This is a genomic window from Pseudomonas campi, assembly GCF_013200955.2.
GTDB lineage: Bacteria > Pseudomonadota > Gammaproteobacteria > Pseudomonadales > Pseudomonadaceae > Aquipseudomonas > Aquipseudomonas campi.
On the sequence record NZ_CP053697.2, the window covers coordinates 1,239,505 to 1,255,168 of the forward strand.

At 61.8% G+C, this 15,664-nt stretch carries 13 protein-coding genes; 10 read left to right on the forward strand and 3 right to left on the reverse strand.

The genetic code is table 11. The annotated features are described in order from the left end of the window. Positions 1-64: 64 nt before the first annotated feature. The gene (locus HNE05_RS05610) at positions 65-730 is read left to right on the forward strand and encodes a polysaccharide lyase family 7 protein (RefSeq protein WP_173204165.1); all 666 of its coding nucleotides are present in this window, start codon (positions 65-67) and stop codon (positions 728-730) included. Here the strand turns inward: HNE05_RS05610 and dapC are convergent, their stop codons facing one another. The 3 genes from dapC to map are packed head-to-tail and all read right to left on the reverse strand — an operon-like array spanning position 731 to position 5,500. Further along, a complete protein-coding gene (dapC, locus tag HNE05_RS05615) occupies positions 731-1,924 on the reverse strand; it encodes a succinyldiaminopimelate transaminase (protein WP_173204167.1) in 1,194 nt (397 codons plus the stop codon). A gap of 39 nt (positions 1,925-1,963) precedes the next feature. After that, a complete protein-coding gene (locus HNE05_RS05620; RefSeq protein WP_173204169.1) occupies positions 1,964-4,666 on the reverse strand; it encodes a [protein-PII] uridylyltransferase in 2,703 nt (900 codons plus the stop codon). A gap of 33 nt (positions 4,667-4,699) precedes the next feature. Next, positions 4,700-5,500 carry a type I methionyl aminopeptidase gene (gene map / locus HNE05_RS05625; protein WP_173204171.1) on the reverse strand — a complete coding sequence of 267 codons (801 nt, stop codon included), beginning with the start codon at positions 5,498-5,500 and terminating at the stop codon, positions 4,700-4,702. Positions 5,501-5,796: 296 nt separating this feature from the next. On the opposite strand from map, the gene rpsB reads away from it, so the two are divergent. The 9 genes from rpsB to bamA all read left to right on the forward strand — a co-directional run bounded on the left by rpsB (position 5,797) and on the right by bamA (position 15,622). Next, positions 5,797-6,537: a 30S ribosomal protein S2 gene (gene rpsB / locus HNE05_RS05630; protein WP_173204173.1), complete on the forward strand. Its 741-nt coding sequence runs from the start codon at positions 5,797-5,799 to the stop codon at positions 6,535-6,537. A gap of 122 nt (positions 6,538-6,659) precedes the next feature. After that, entirely contained in the window at positions 6,660-7,526 is an 867-nt protein-coding gene (gene tsf / locus HNE05_RS05635) for a translation elongation factor Ts (protein WP_173204175.1), read from the forward strand. Positions 7,527-7,705: 179 nt separating this feature from the next. Beyond that, positions 7,706-8,449, forward strand: a complete 744-nt coding sequence (gene pyrH, locus HNE05_RS05640) for a UMP kinase (protein ID WP_173204178.1) — start codon at positions 7,706-7,708, stop codon at positions 8,447-8,449. After that, complete coding sequence (gene frr / locus HNE05_RS05645; RefSeq protein ID WP_173204180.1) at positions 8,446-9,003, forward strand: ribosome recycling factor; 558 nt, start codon at positions 8,446-8,448, stop codon at positions 9,001-9,003. Before pyrH ends, frr begins: the two co-directional genes overlap by 4 nt. Before the next feature lie 13 nt (positions 9,004-9,016). Next, a complete protein-coding gene (gene uppS / locus HNE05_RS05650; protein ID WP_173204182.1) occupies positions 9,017-9,772 on the forward strand; it encodes a polyprenyl diphosphate synthase in 756 nt (251 codons plus the stop codon). Further along, a complete protein-coding gene (locus HNE05_RS05655) occupies positions 9,772-10,587 on the forward strand; it encodes a phosphatidate cytidylyltransferase (protein WP_173204184.1) in 816 nt (271 codons plus the stop codon). Before uppS ends, HNE05_RS05655 begins: the two co-directional genes overlap by 1 nt. Further along, the gene (ispC, locus tag HNE05_RS05660) at positions 10,584-11,774 is read left to right on the forward strand and encodes a 1-deoxy-D-xylulose-5-phosphate reductoisomerase (protein WP_173204186.1); all 1,191 of its coding nucleotides are present in this window, start codon (positions 10,584-10,586) and stop codon (positions 11,772-11,774) included. The genes HNE05_RS05655 and ispC overlap by 4 nt, the downstream gene beginning before the upstream one ends. A gap of 15 nt (positions 11,775-11,789) precedes the next feature. Continuing rightward, positions 11,790-13,142 carry an RIP metalloprotease RseP gene (gene rseP / locus HNE05_RS05665; RefSeq protein WP_173204188.1) on the forward strand — a complete coding sequence of 451 codons (1,353 nt, stop codon included), beginning with the start codon at positions 11,790-11,792 and terminating at the stop codon, positions 13,140-13,142. A 74-nt stretch (positions 13,143-13,216) separates the two neighbouring features. Further along, positions 13,217-15,622: an outer membrane protein assembly factor BamA gene (gene bamA / locus HNE05_RS05670; protein WP_173204190.1), complete on the forward strand. Its 2,406-nt coding sequence runs from the start codon at positions 13,217-13,219 to the stop codon at positions 15,620-15,622. The last annotated feature ends 42 nt before the right edge of the window (positions 15,623-15,664 follow it).

Consider the following 15,664-nt stretch of genomic DNA (forward strand, 5'->3'; position numbering starts at 1 on the left):
TCGAAAATTAACCAATCGCTACCTGTCTATCCTGCGCCGGGTGCGAAGTAGAGAGGTGCACGCCATGATTGATCTTAGCCATTGGGATCTGTCGATCCCGGAAGGAAACCCCGTTATCGTCATTGAAAGCCCGCAGCTGGTGGCAGGTTACAACGACAAGTATTTCAAGCCTGCGGGCGGCGCTATCCAGTTCTGGGCCCCCGTCAGCGGCACCAGTACCAATCTCAGCGATTACCCGCGTACCGAGCTGCGTGAAGCGTATGCCGATGGCAAGCCGCGCAACTGGCTGTACACCGAGGGTACTGCCACCCTCAGCGCACGGTTGGCGGTCAACCAGTTGCCGTCCGTGGGCGGGGTGATCATCGGGCAGATCCACGCCAAGGATAATCCCTATCCCTTCCTTAAATTGAGCTATCGCCTGGATCGGGGTGTCGGCTACCTGGATGTCACCCTGCGCAAGAAGCCGACGGACAGTGCCAGCCCGGTGGTGCTGACCTACAAGAGCATGCCGCTCAATACCGCTTTCGACTATTCCTTCAAGGTTTCGCCAAGCGGTCGGTTGGATGTCAATGTTGCCGGCATGCAGTACAGCACCACGGTCAATAGTGCCTGGGCGAAGAAGGCTTTCTACTTCAAGACCGGCAACTACATTCCGGACAATCAGGGTCCGGCAGCCGAGGGTGGGCGGGTGACCTTTTATGACATCAAGGTCGGTCACCAGCCCAAGTAGTCAGCCGCGAATGAATTGGCGAATGCGCTCGGCGGCTTCCACGCATTCGGTCAGCGGTGCGACCAGGGCCATGCGCACGCGCCTGGCGCCCGGGTTGTCGCCATTCACTTCGCGTGACAGGTAGGAGCCGGGCACCACGGTGACGTGCTGCTGGGCGAACAGTTCGCGGGTGAACTGGCTGTCGTCGCCCGGCGTCTTGGCCCACAGGTAGAAACCGCCGTCGGGGCGCTGCACGTCGAGTACCGGTCCGAGAATGTCGAGCATGGCGGCGAACTTCTCGCGGTACAGATCGCGGTTGGTGCGTACGTGGGCTTCGTCGTTCCAGGCGGCGACGCTGGCCAGCTGGGTCTGCACCGGCATGGCGCAGCCGTGGTAGGTGCGGTACAGCAGGAAGGCTTTGAGGATGTCGGCATCGCCAGCGACGAAGCCCGAGCGCAGGCCCGGCAGGTTGGAGCGCTTGGACAGGCTGTGGAACACCACGCAGCGCTTGAAGTCACTGCGGCCCAGTTCGGCGCAGGCGCTGAGCAGACCCGGTGGCGGGTTGTCCTCGTCGAAATACAGCTCGCTGTAGCACTCGTCGGCGGCGATGACGAAGTCATGCTGGTCGGCCAGGGCGATCAGCTTTTTCAGCTGTTCGAGCGGTACCAGGGCGCCGGTGGGGTTGCCGGGCGAGCAGAGAAAAAGGATCTGGCAGCGCTGCCAGACATCGGTCGGTACGGCGTCGAAGTCCGGGTTGAAGCCGTTGGCTTCCAGGCAGGGCAGGTAATGCGGGGTGGCGCCGGCGAGCAGGGCGGCGCCTTCGTAGATCTGGTAGAACGGGTTGGGGCTGACCACCAGGCCCTGGCTCTCACGGCTTACCACGGTCTGGGTGAAGGCGAACAGCGCCTCACGCGTGCCGTTGACCGGCAGCACGTGGCGCGCGGCATCCAGCCAGCCGGCCGGCACCTTGAAGCGGCGTTCACACCAGGCGGCGATGGCTTCGCGCAGGGCCGGGATGCCCAGGGTGGTTGGGTAAACGGCCAGCTGATCGAGATTGGCGCTCAGTGCTTCGGCGACGAAGGTCGGCGACTTGTGCTTGGGTTCGCCGATGGACAGGGCGATCGGACGTTTGTCTGCCGGCGGCTGGGCGCCGGCGAGCAGGGCCCGCAGTTTCTCGAAGGGGTAGGGCTGTAGCTGGGTCAGGGCGTGATTCATAACGTCTCTTTACTACACGAGCGGGCCGCCAGGCCCGGGTCAGATGCGGATGGCGCCGGTGGTCTGGGTTTCGCCGTTGGCGTGCGACAGTTGCTGGACGATGGCGTCCTGCAAGCGGGCGCACAGTTCCGGGTCGGCCAGCGGCTGGTTGTGCGCGTCGGTGATGAAGAAGATGTCTTCCACGCGCTCGCCCAGGGTGGCGATCTTGGCGTTCTGCAGCGACAGGTCGAAGTCCAGGAAGATCTTGCCGATCCGTGCCAGCAGGCCGGGGCGGTCCGGGGCGGTCAGCTCGATCACGGTCACCGGGCGCTGCGCATCGTTGTGGATGCTCACCTGCGGGGCGAAAGCGAAATGCTTGAGCTGGCGCGGCACGCGGCGCTGGATGATGTTCGGGTAGTCGTCCGGATTCTTCAGTGCGCCGATCAGGCCTTCGCGGATCTGCTTGATCCGCGCCGGGTTGTCGCCGATGCGTCCGCCCTCGGTATCCAGCACGATATAGGTGTCGAGGGTGAACTGGCTGGTGGAGGTGATCACCCGCGCGTCATGGATGTTCAGGTTGAGCTGGTCCATGGCGGCCACGGTCACGGCGAAGAAGTCGTGCTGGTCCGGGGCGTAGATGAAGATCTGCGTCGCGCCCTCGAACTCGCGCTGGGCGGTTTCCTTGATCAGCACCAGTGGGTCGTTGCCGGCCGGGTGCTGGAGGATTGCCTCGGTGTGCCAGGCCACGTCGGCCGCGGTATGGCGCAGGAAGTAGTCGTCGCCGAGCTGGCTCCACAGCTGCTCGGCGTCGTCCTGGTCGATGCCGCCGCGCACCAGGATGTCGATCGCCGAGCTCTGCGTCTGGCGGATCTGTTCCTCGCGGTCCAGCGGGTTTTCCAGGCCGCGGCGCAGGGCGCGCTTGGTCTCGGTGTAGAGCTGGCGCAGCAGGCTGGCGCGCCAGGAGTTCCACAAGCTGGGGTTGGTGGCGTTGATGTCGGCCACGGTCAGCACGTAGAGGTAGTCGAGACGGGTCTGGTCGCCGACCAGCTGGGCGAAGTCGAAGATCACCTGCGGGTCGGAGAGGTCCTTGCGCTGGGCGGTGGTCGACATCACCAGGTGGTTCTGCACCAGCCAGGTGATCAGGCGGGTGTCCCAGGTCGGCAGCTGGTGGCGTACGCAGAAGGCTTCGGCATCCACCGCGCCCAGTTCCGAGTGGTCGCCGCCGCGGCCCTTGCCGATGTCGTGATAGAGGCCGGCGAGGTAGATCAGCTCCGGCTTGGGCAGCTTGCCCATGATCTTGCTGGCCAGCGGGAATTTTTCCGCCAGCTCCGGCCACTTGAGTTTGCGCAGGTGCTTGATCAGGTTCAGCGTGTGCGCATCGACCGTATAGATGTGGAACAGGTCGTGCTGCATCTGTCCGACGATCAGACCGAACTCCGGCAGGTAGCGGCCGAGGAGGCCGTAGCGGTTCATCCTGCGCAGGTTGCGGTGGATGCCCTGGGGCGACTTGAACAGCTCGATGAACAGGCTGGTGTTGCGGATATCGCGGCGGAAGTCGTCGTCGATCAGGTGGCGGCTGTCGCGCAGCAGGCGGATGGTGTCGGCGCGCACGCCCTTGATCTCGGGGTGCTGTGCCATCAGTGCGAAGACTTCGAGGATGGCGAACGGGGTGCGCTTGAATACCCCGGCGCTGGTCACTTCGATATAGCCGTCGCGCAGCTGGAAGCGACTGTTCAGCGGCTGCGCCGTGCCGCATTCGCCGGCGCGCAGGATGACTTCCTCGAAGTGCTGGTTGATCAGCTCGCTCAGCTCGGCGACGCCCATCACCACCCGGTAGTACTTCTGCATGAAGCGCTCGACGGCCATGCGCCCGTCACCGTCCTCGAAGCCGAGCAGGGCGGCGATCTTGCGCTGGTGGTCGAACAGTAGGCGGTCTTCGGCGCGGCCGGCGAGCATGTGCAGGGCGTAGCGCACCTTCCACAGGAACTCCTGGCTGGCGGCGAGCATGCTGTACTCGCTGTCGACCAGGAAGCCTTCCTTGACCAGCGAATGCAGGTTGAGGGTGGCGAGTTGGCGGCGAGCCACCCAGAGGATGGTCTGGATGTCGCGCAGGCCCCCGGGCGAGCCCTTCACATTGGGTTCGAGGTTGTATTCGGTGTCGTTGTACTTGGCGTGGCGCGCCATCTGTTCTTTGCGCTTGGCCAGGAAGAAGTGCTTGCTCGGCCACATCTGCGCGCTGCTGGTGACCTCCTGCATACGCAGGCGCAGGTGCTCGGGGCCGGCGATAGTGCGGCTTTCCATCAGGTTGGTGATCACCGTCAGGTCGGCGCGGGCTTCTTCGGCGCACTCGTCCACCGAGCGCACGCTCTGGCCGACTTCCAGGCCGATGTCCCAGAGCAGGGTAAGGAAGCCTTCGATGGGGCTGCGGAAGATTTCGTGGTCGGCGCTGTCGAGCAGGATCAGCAGGTCGATGTCGGAGTTGGGGTGCAGCTCGCCGCGCCCGTAGCCGCCAACCGCCAGCAGGGCGATGTCGGCGTCTTCGCACCAGTCGAAGCGTTTCCAGGCTTCCTGGAGGATCTGGTCGACGAACCAGGCGCGGTCTTCGACCAGACGGCGGATATCACGGCCTTCGCGGAAGCGCCCGTCGAGCACTTCGCGGGCCTGCTTGAGGGCTTTCTTGAACGCGGCGATGGGGCTGGACTTGAGCGCCAGTTCTGCCTGGAACTGGCCGCGATCAAACAACTCCGGGTCCATCTGCGGCATGCGTGCCTACCTTCTCTCTATATATGTGTGGGCTCAGACGGAAGTGCGCGGCAGGCTGTCGTCGCTGCGCAGGGTGAGGATCTCGTAGCCGTCGGCGGTGACCAGGATGGTGTGCTCCCACTGGGCGGAGAGCTTGCGGTCCTTGGTGATGGCGGTCCAGCCGTCGCCGAGCAGGCGGGTTTCCGGGCGACCCTGGTTGATCATCGGCTCGATGGTGAAGGTCATGCCTTCCTTGAGCTCCATACCGGTGCCGGCGCGGCCGTAGTGCAGCACTTGCGGCTCTTCATGGAACACGGCGCCGATGCCATGCCCGCAGTACTCGCGCACCACGCTGAAGCCGTGCTTCTCGGCATGCTTCTGGATCACTTCGCCGATGTCGCCCAGGCGTGCGCCCGGCTTGACCAGCTGGATGCCCTTGTACATAGATTCCTGGGTGACCTGGGCCAGCTTGACCGCCCACTCGGGCACCTTGCCGACCATGAACATCTTGCTGGTGTCGCCGTGGTAGCCGTCCTTGATTACGGTGACGTCGATGTTCAGCACGTCGCCGTCTTTCAGCGGCTTCTCGTTGGGGATGCCGTGGCAGACCACGTGGTTGAGCGAGGTGCAGATCGACTTGGGAAAGCCCGGGCGGCCTGGCGCGGCGCCGTAGTTGAGCGGCGCCGGAATGGCCTTCTGCACGTTGACGATAAAGTCGTGGCAGATGCGGTCGATTTCTTCGGTGGTGACGCCGGGTTTGACGTGCTCGCCGATCATCTCCAGCACTTCGGCGGCCAAGCGGCCGGCGATGCGCATTTTTTCGATTTCTGCGGGAGTCTTGATGGTGACGGTCATGCAGTCTCTCTCGGCGCCGGCGGCGCAAGGCAAAAACAGGGAAGACGGCGATTCTAGCAGAAAGCAATCGCCCGGCGGCAGGGCGCGCAGGCTGTTGCTCGGCCCAGGTCGGCGGGCTGGAGGGGGTTGTTTGCGCTAGCTTGGTGCGGCTTTCTATGGTATAAAACGCGCCGCTTTACGGGCAGTGGGCTCGTGAAGCTTTAATCCGCACACGTATCGACACGTTATCCTGGGTGCCTGAAAGGGTTGGATAGCGGGATGCGTGGAGGCCTAACCCGACTTATCAAGGAACTATCATGTCCCAAGTCAATATGCGCGATATGCTGAAGGCCGGTGTGCACTTCGGCCACCAGACCCGTTACTGGAACCCGAAAATGGGCAAGTTCATTTTCGGCGCGCGCAACAAGATCCACATCATCAACTTGGAAAAGACCCTGCCGATGTTCAACGAGGCTCTGTCCTTCGTTGAGAAACTGGCTAACGGCAAGAACAAGATTCTGTTCGTGGGCACCAAGCGTTCCGCTGGCAAGATCGTTGCTGAAGAAGCTGCACGTTGCGGTTCGCCGTACGTCGATCACCGCTGGTTGGGCGGCATGCTGACCAACTACAAAACCATCCGTGCTTCGATCAAGCGCCTGCGTGATCTGGAAACCCAGTCCCAGGACGGCACCTTCGCCAAGCTGACCAAGAAAGAAGCCCTGATGCGCACCCGCGACCTGCAAAAGCTGGATCGCAGCCTGGGTGGTATCAAGGACATGGGCGGTCTGCCGGACGCTCTGTTCGTGATCGACGTTGACCACGAGCGCATTGCTATCACCGAAGCCAACAAGCTGGGCATCCCGGTCATCGGCGTAGTCGATACCAACAGCAGCCCGGAAGGCGTTGACTTCATCATCCCGGGTAACGACGACGCCATCCGCGCCATCCAGCTGTACATGGGTGCCATGGCCGACGCCGTAATCCGTGGTCGCACCAACGCTGCCGGTGGCGCCGACGAGTTCGTCGAAGAAGCGTCCTCCGAGGCCAGCGAAGGCTGATAGCGGGCGACTAACGTCACCCGTTGCGCAAGAAGGGGGCTAGGCCCCCTTTTTGCCACTTACGAATTTGTACCCGGTATCCGGGTTGATTGGTTGACTACCGATTCAAGAGGATCAAGAACATGGCAGAAATTACTGCAGCCCTGGTTAAAGAACTGCGCGAGCGCACTGGCGAAGGCATGATGGATTGCAAAAAGGCCTTGACCAAGGCCGGCGGCGACATCGAAAAAGCCATCGACGACATGCGTGCCTCGGGCGCCATCAAGGCCGCCAAGAAGGCTGGCAACATTGCCGCCGAAGGCGCCATCGCAGTCAAGGACGACGGTAAATCCGCCGTTCTGCTGGAAGTCAACTCGCAGACCGACTTCCTGGCCCTGCAAGACGACTTCAAAGCCTTCGTCGCTGCCAGCGTCGAGCAGGCTTTCGCTGACAAGCTGACCACCGTTGAGCCGCTGATCGAAGCCCGTGAAGCCGATCGTCTGGTGCTGGTTGGCAAGACCGGTGAAAACGTCAACATCCGCCGTCTGGCCCGTGTTGAAGGCGACGTGCTGGGTTCCTACCTGCACGGCAACAAGATTGGTGTGGTCGTGGCTCTGAAAGGCGGTAGCGTCGAGCTGGCCAAAGACATCGCCATGCACGTAGCTGCCAGCAACCCGGAATTCCTGCTGCCGAGCCAGGTCTCTGCCGAGGCCATCGAGCGCGAGAAGAACGTGTTCCTGTCCCTGAACGAAGACAAGATGAAGGGCAAGCCGGCTGAAATCGTCGAGAAGATGATTGCCGGTCGCATCAGCAAGTTCCTGGCCGAGGCCAGCCTGGTTGAGCAAGCCTTCGTCAAGGATCCGGAAATCACCGTCGGTGCTCTGGCCAAGAAAGGCGGCGCTGAAATCGTTTCCTTCACCCGCTTCGCGGTCGGTGAAGGCATCGAGAAGCCGGTCGACAACTTCGCTGACGAAGTTGCTGCTCAAGTGGCTGCCGCCAGCAAGCAGTAAGACGGTTCTACACTGTCGTACCGAAGAGGCTGCCCGCTTATGCGTGCAGCCTCTTTTGCAAAGCGCGGCCTAATTACCCGTCGCGCCGCACCAATTCACCGGGCAGTGGTCTGACTGCCGGGTAAAAATATGAAGCTCACGAGGCTTCGCTAGAAAACAACGCCGCAGGAGAGATACGCATGGCTCAGCAGGTGAGTGGTCGCCAACCTCGCTATAAACGCATTCTGCTCAAACTTAGCGGCGAGGCCCTGATGGGCTCCGAAGACTTCGGTATCGACCCGAAGGTTCTCGATCGCATGGCCCTGGAAGTCGGCCAACTGGTCGGCATCGGTGTGCAGGTCGGTCTGGTGATCGGCGGCGGCAACCTGTTCCGCGGTGCGGCGCTGTCCGCGGCCGGCATGGATCGGGTCACCGGTGACCACATGGGCATGCTCGCTACCGTGATGAACGCCCTGGCCATGCGCGATGCGCTGGAGCGCTCGAATATCCCGGCTATCGTGATGTCGGCGATTTCCATGGTCGGCGTGACCGATCATTACGATCGGCGCAAGGCCATGCGCCACCTGAAAACCGGTGAAGTGGTGATTTTTGCGGCCGGTACCGGCAATCCGTTCTTCACCACTGATTCCGCCGCCTGTCTGCGCGCGATCGAGATCGATGCCGATATCGTGCTCAAGGCCACCAAGGTCGATGGCGTGTACACTGCCGATCCTTTCAAAGACCCCAATGCCGAGAAATTCGATCGTCTGACCTATGACGAGGTGCTCGACCGCAAGCTGGGTGTCATGGATCTGACGGCCATCTGCCTGTGCCGCGATCACAAGATGCCGCTGCGGGTTTTCAACATGAACAAGCCAGGCGCCCTGCTGAATATCGTGGTGGGCGGCGCCGAAGGAACCCTGATCGAGGAGGATGCACAATGATCAACGAGATCAAGAAAGACACCCAGGAACGCATGCAGAAGAGTCTGGAGTCGCTGAGTCATGCGTTCAGCCGGATTCGTACCGGTCAGGCGCACCCGAGCATTCTGGGCGGCGTGATGGTGCCTTACTACGGCGCTGATACCCCGCTCAATCAGGTGGCCAACGTCACCGTCAAGGATGCCCGCACCCTGCAGGTGGTGGCGTTCGAGCGCGGCATGCTGGCTGCCGTCGACAAGGCGATCCAGAGTTCCGGCCTGGGCTTCAATCCGACCAACCTGGGTGAGCTGCTGCTGATCTCGATGCCGGCGCTGACCGAGGAAACCCGCAAGGGCTTCACCAAGCAGGCGCGTGGCGAAGCGGAAAACGCCCGTGTGGCGGTGCGCAATATTCGTCGTGATGCCCTGGCCCAGCTGAAAGACCTGGTCAAGGAAAAGGAAATCAGCGAAGACGAAGAACGCCGCGCTTCCGACGAGGTGCAGAAGCTGACCGACAAGTTCGTCGCCGAGGTGGAAAAGGCTCTGGAAGCCAAAGAAGCCGATCTGATGGCGGTGTGACGGTCTTCTAGCCATGGTCAAGAGCAAGCAGGAAGCCCAGGCGATAGTGCCGCGTCACGTGGCCATCATCATGGATGGGAACAATCGCTGGGCGAAAAAGCGTCTGCTGCCTGGCGTGGCCGGACACAAGGCCGGCGTCGATGCCGTGCGTGCGGTGATCGAGGTGTGCGCCGAGGCTGGGGTCGAGGTGTTGACTCTGTTCGCCTTCTCCAGTGAGAACTGGCAGCGCCCGGCCGAGGAGGTCGGGGCGTTGATGGAGCTGTTCCTCGGTGCTCTGCGTCGCGAGGCGAAGAAGCTCAAGGAGAATGCCATCAGTCTGCGCATCATCGGTGATCGCTCGCGCTTTCATCCGGAGTTGCAGGCTGCCATGCGCGAGGCCGAGCAGGCCACCGCCGGGGAAAATCGCTTCGTCCTGCAGGTGGCGGCCAATTATGGTGGCCAGTGGGATATCGCTCAGGCTGCTCAGCGTCTGGCGCGTGATGTGCAGGCCGGGCATCTGCAGCCGGAAGATCTGACTCCCGAGCTGTTGCAGAGCTGCCTTGCTACGGGTGATCTGCCGCTGCCGGACCTGTGCATTCGTACCGGTGGTGAGCACCGCATCAGCAATTTCCTGCTCTGGCAGCTGGCTTACTCCGAGCTGTATTTCTCCGACCTGTTCTGGCCGGATTTCAAACACGAGGCCATGCGCAAGGCGCTGGCCGATTTCTCTACCCGCCAGCGGCGCTTCGGCAAGACCAGCGAGCAGGTAGAAGCCGAGGCGCGTAACTGATGCTCAAACAACGGATCATCACGGCGCTGCTTCTGCTGCCGATTGCTCTGGGTGGTTTCTTTCTGCTGGATGGTGGGCTGTTTGCTCTGTTCATCGGTGCAGTAGTCACCCTCGGCGCTTGGGAATGGGCGCGCCTGGCCGGCTTCGCCGCGCAAGGGCTGCGTGTCGGTTATGCTGCGCTGGTCGCAGCGCTGCTCTATCTGCTCTACCTCACCCCGGCGCTGGCGCCCTGGTTGCTGGGGGCTGCGGTGCTCTGGTGGGCGCTGGCGACCCTGCTGGTGCTGACCTATCCGGATAGCAGTCGCTACTGGGGTGGCCTGCCCGGCAAGTTGCTGATCGGCTTGCTGATCCTCCTGCCGGCCTGGCAAGGCCTGGTGCTGCTCAAGCAGTGGCCGCAGGCGAACATGCTGATCATCGCGGTGATGGTACTGGTCTGGGGTGCCGACATCGGCGCCTATTTCGCTGGCAAGGCCTTCGGCAAGCGCAAGCTGGCGCCGAGCGTTAGTCCCGGCAAGAGCTGGGAAGGTCTGTATGGCGGGCTACTGGCCAGCCTGCTGATCACCGCAGCTGTCGGCCTGCAGCAGGGTTGGCAGGCCAAGGGTTTTGCCCTGGCCCTGGCGGGCGCCGCGCTAGTGGTGCTGGTGTCGGTGGTCGGTGACCTGACCGAGAGCATGTTCAAGCGTCAGTCCGGGATCAAGGACAGCAGCAATCTGCTGCCTGGTCACGGTGGTGTGCTGGATCGTATCGACAGCCTGACCGCCGCCGTACCGCTGTTCGCCGTACTGCTCTGGCTGGCCGGCTGGAACGCGCAGTGAGTCAGCCGCAGCAGATCACCGTGCTGGGGGCGACCGGTTCGATCGGTCTCAGCACCCTGGATGTGATTGCGCGTCATCCCGATCGTTATCAGGTGTTTGCGTTGAGCGGTTTCTCGCGCCTGCAGGAGCTGGAGCAGCTCTGTCGCACACATCGCCCGCAATTCGCGGTAACCCCTGATGAGGCTTCGGCGGCTGCACTGCAGCGTGCGTTGCGCGCTGCAGATGTACCGACCGAGGTATTGGCGGGTGCGCAGGCGCTGTGCGACGTGTCTGCTCATCCCGAGGTGGATGCGGTGATGGCCGCCATTGTTGGCGCTGCTGGCTTGCAGCCGACCCTGGCGGCGGTCGAGGCCGGCAAGAAGGTGCTGCTGGCCAACAAGGAAGCGCTGGTGATGTCCGGCGACCTGTTCATCCAGGCTGTGCGCCGCAGCGGTGCCGTGCTTTTGCCGATCGACAGCGAGCACAATGCGATCTTCCAGTGTCTGCCTGGCGACTACGCCCGCGGCTTGGGGGCGGTCGGCGTGCGGCGGATCCTGCTGACCGCTTCGGGTGGGCCGTTTCGCGAAACGCCGTTGGCCGAGCTGGAGCAGGTCAGTCCCGAACAGGCCTGCGCCCATCCCAACTGGTCGATGGGGCGCAAGATCTCCGTCGATTCGGCGAGCATGATGAACAAGGGGCTGGAGCTGATCGAGGCCTGCTGGCTGTTCGATGCCAGGCCGTCTCAGGTTGAGGTGGTGATCCACCCGCAGAGCGTGATCCATTCACTGGTCGACTACGTGGATGGCTCGGTATTGGCGCAGCTGGGTAACCCGGATATGCGCACACCCATCGCCCATGCACTGGCCTGGCCCGAACGGATCGACTCCGGGGTGGCGCCACTGGATCTGTTCGCTGTGGCGCGTCTGGATTTCCAGCGCCCGGATGAACAGCGTTTTCCTTGTCTGCGCCTGGCGCGGCAGGCAGCGGAAGTCGGTGGCAGTGCGCCGGCCTTGCTCAATGCGGCTAATGAAATTGCGGTGGCGGCCTTTCTCGAGCGGCGCATCCGCTTTCCCGAGATCGCGCGTATCATCGATGAAGTGCTGAATCTTGAGGCGGCCGTTGCGGTCGAAAGTCTCGATGCGGTACTGGCCGCCGATGCCCGGGCACGGGTGCTGGCCGGTGAGTGGTTGAATCGCCACGGGCGTTGAGTCCGGAGGAAGACGATGAGCGCGTTGTACATGATTTTTGGCACCCTGATCGCTCTCGGGGTGCTGGTCACGATCCACGAATTCGGTCATTTCTGGGTGGCCCGCCGCTGCGGCGTCAAAGTTCTGCGTTTTTCCGTGGGCTTCGGTAGCCCACTGCTGCGCTGGCATGATCGCCAGGGCACCGAGTTCGTCGTTGCCGCCATTCCATTGGGCGGCTACGTGAAAATGCTCGATGAGCGTGAGGGCGATGTGCCTGCTGATCAGCTCGAGCAGTCCTTCAATCGCAAGCCGGTGCAGCAGCGCATCGCCATTGTTGCAGCCGGACCGATCGCCAACTTCCTCCTGGCCATTCTGTTCTTCTGGCTGCTGGCCATGCTAGGCAGTCAGCAGATCAAGCCGGTAATCGGTAGTGTGCAGCCGGATAGCCTGGCCGCGGCCGCCGGTCTGTTGCCGGGGCAGGAAATTCTGGCGGTGGACGGTGAACCGACCCAGGGTTGGGGTGCGGTCAATCTGCAGTTGGTGCGTCGTCTCGGTGAGAGCGGCACGCTGGAGTTGTTGCTGCAGGAACCTGGCTCGACGGCACAAAGTACCCGTCAGGTGATTCTGCGTGATTGGCAGAAGGGGGCGGATGAGCCTGATCCGCTGCGCTCCCTGGGTATTCAGCCTTGGCGCCCGAGTATTGTGCCGATATTGAAGGAAATCGATCCTGATGGCCCGGCGCATGCAGCGGGCGTGCGTCTAGGGGATCGTTTGCTGGCTATCGGTGAGCAGCGCATCGATGACTGGCAGCAGGTGCTCGATGTGCTGCGCGAATTGCCTGCCAAACAGGTCACCCTGGTTGTCGAGCGTGCGGGTGAGCGGCTGGAGTTATCCGCCAGCCTGGGTGTGCGTGGCGAGGGTGATTCGCGTGGCGGCTACCTCGGGGTGGGCGTCGGCTCTGTCGAGTGGCCGGCAGAAATGCTCCGTGAGGTTCGCTACGGGCCTTTGGATGGTGCGGTCGAGGGGCTGCGGCGGACTTGGCACATGACCCTGCTGACCTTCGATTCGGTGAGGAAAATGCTGGTCGGCGAGCTCTCGGTAAAAAACTTGAGTGGGCCGATAACCATTGCTAAAGTGGCGGGCGCTTCAGCCCAGTCGGGAGTGGGGGATTTTCTTTATTTCCTGTCCCTGCTGAGCATTAGTTTGGGGGTTCTCAACCTGTTGCCCATCCCCGTGCTGGATGGGGGGCATCTGCTGTTTTACCTGGTGGAATGGGTGCGTGGGCGTCCACTCTCCGAACGGGTGCAGGGTTGGGGAATGCAGATCGGCATCAGTCTGGTGCTTGGGGTGATGTTGCTGGCCCTGATCAACGACCTGGGCCGTCTGTAACAAATCGCTGAATTGTGAAGCTGCCGCGTATCGCGGCAGTTTCTTTATTGCCAGTTGGAATAAGAAAGGACTTCATGAAACGTCTGCTGCTACCTGCGGTGCTCGCCGCATTGATGATCGCCGAAGTTCACGCCGAGTCCTTCACCATCTCAGATATTCGTGTCAACGGCCTGCAGCGGGTTTCCGCCGGCAGCCTGTTCGGCGCTCTGCCGCTCAACGTAGGTGAGCAGGCGGACGATAATCGTCTGGTTGAAGCCACTCGTTCCCTGTTCAAGACCGGTTTCTTCCAGGATATCCAGCTGGGTCGCGAAGGCGATGTGCTGGTCATCAATGTGGTCGAGCGCCCGTCCATCTCCGGTGTCGAGATCGAAGGCAACAAGGCGATCACCACCGAAGACCTGATGAAAGGGCTTGAGCAGTCTGGTCTGGCGGAAGGCGAAATCTTCCAGCGCGCTACCCTTGAAGGCGTGCGTAACGAATTGCTGCGCCAGTACGTGGCCCAGGGTCGTTACTCGGCCACCATCGAGGCCGAGGTCATTCCGCAGCCGCGCAACCGTGTGGCGTTGAAGATCGAGATCAACGAAGGTTCGGTTGCCGCCATCCAGCACATCAACGTGGTGGGTAACAGCGTATTCCCCGACGAAGACCTGATTGGCCTGTTCGAGCTGAAGACCACCAACTGGCTGTCCTTCTTCAAGAACGATGACAAGTACGCCCGCGAAAAACTCTCCGGTGACCTGGAGCGTCTGCGTTCCTACTACCTGGATCGCGGCTACATCAACATGGATATCTCCTCTACCCAGGTGTCCATTACTCCCGACAAGAAGCACGTCTACGTCACGGTCAACGTCGAGGAAGGCGAGAAGTACAGTGTCAGCGAGGTCAAACTCTCTGGTGACCTGAAGGTTCCGGAAGAGGAAATCCAGAAGCTGATGCTGGTCAAGCAGGGTCAGGTGTTCTCGCGCAAAGTGATGACCACCACCTCCGAGCTGATCACCCGTCGCCTGGGTAACGAAGGTTATACCTTCGCCAACGTCAACGGCGTGCCTCAGGCCAACGACGAAGACAAGACCGTTGCCATCACCTTCGTGGTTGATCCGGGCAAGCGCGCTTACGTCAATCGCATCAACTTCCGCGGCAACACCAAGACCGAAGACGAAGTGCTGCGCCGCGAAATGCGCCAGATGGAAGGTGGCTGGGCGTCGACCTACCTGATCGATCAGTCCAAGACCCGCCTCGAGCGCCTCGGTTACTTCAAGGAAGTCAACGTCGAGACTCCGCAGGTTCCGGGTACCGACGACCAGGTCGACGTCAATTACAGCGTCGAAGAACAGGCTTCCGGTTCGATCACCGCCAGCGTCGGTTTTGCGCAGAACGCCGGTCTGATCCTCGGTGGCTCGATCAGCCAGAACAACTTCCTTGGCACCGGTAACAAGGTCAGCGTCGGTCTGACCCGCAGCGAATACCAGACCAGCTACAACTTTGGTTTCGTCGACCCCTACTGGACTGCCGATGGTGTCAGCCTGGGTTACAACGCCTTCTACCGCACCACCGACTACGACGATCTCGATGTCGACGTATCCAGCTATGCGGTGGACAGCTATGGTGCCGGCGTCAGCATCGGTTACCCGATCAGCGAGACCTCGCGCCTGACCTATGGCCTGACCATCCAGCAGGACAGCATCGATACCGGTGACTACACCGTGGACGAGATTCTCGACTTCCTTGAGGAAGAAGGGGATGACTATCTGAACCTGAAAGGTTCGATCGGTTGGTCCGAGTCGACCCTGAACCGTGGCGTGATGGCCACCCGCGGCCACTCGCAGAGCCTGGTGCTGGAAAGCACTATCCCGGGTAGCGACTTGTCGTTCTTCAAGATCGACTACCGGGGTCAGCTGTTCAAGCCGGTAACCGAGAACTACACCCTGCGCTTCCACACTGAGCTGGGCTATGGCGATAGCTACGGTTCCACCTCTGATCTGCCGTTCTACGAGAACTACTACGCCGGTGGTTTCAACTCCGTACGTGGTTTCGAGGACAGCAGCCTGGGCCCACGCAGTACCCCCAGCGTGGCTCGAGACGCTAATGGCAACCCGTTGCCGGGTGGCGAGGGCGCTGGCCCTGGTGTCGACGGGCGTTATACCGACGATCAGGATCCGCTGCCCTTCGGTGGTAACGTGCTGATCCAGGGCGGCGTGGAAATGCTCTTCCCGCTGCCGTTTATCAAGGATCAGCGCTCCCTGCGTACCGCGCTGTTCTGGGACGTGGGTAATGTGTACGACACCAACTGTTCCAAGACCCAGAAACAGAATGGCAGCACCTGCGACCTGGATATTGGCGAGCTGGCCAGTTCCGTGGGTCTGGGTGTGACCTGGGTTACTGCCCTGGGCCCACTGAGTTTCAGCTTGGCAGCACCGATCAAGAAGCCGGACGATGCCGACACACAGGTCTTCCAGTTCTCTCTTGGCCAGACTTTCTAATTGCTTGATAAATGACAACAGTGTTTGTTGCAGGAGTGCATC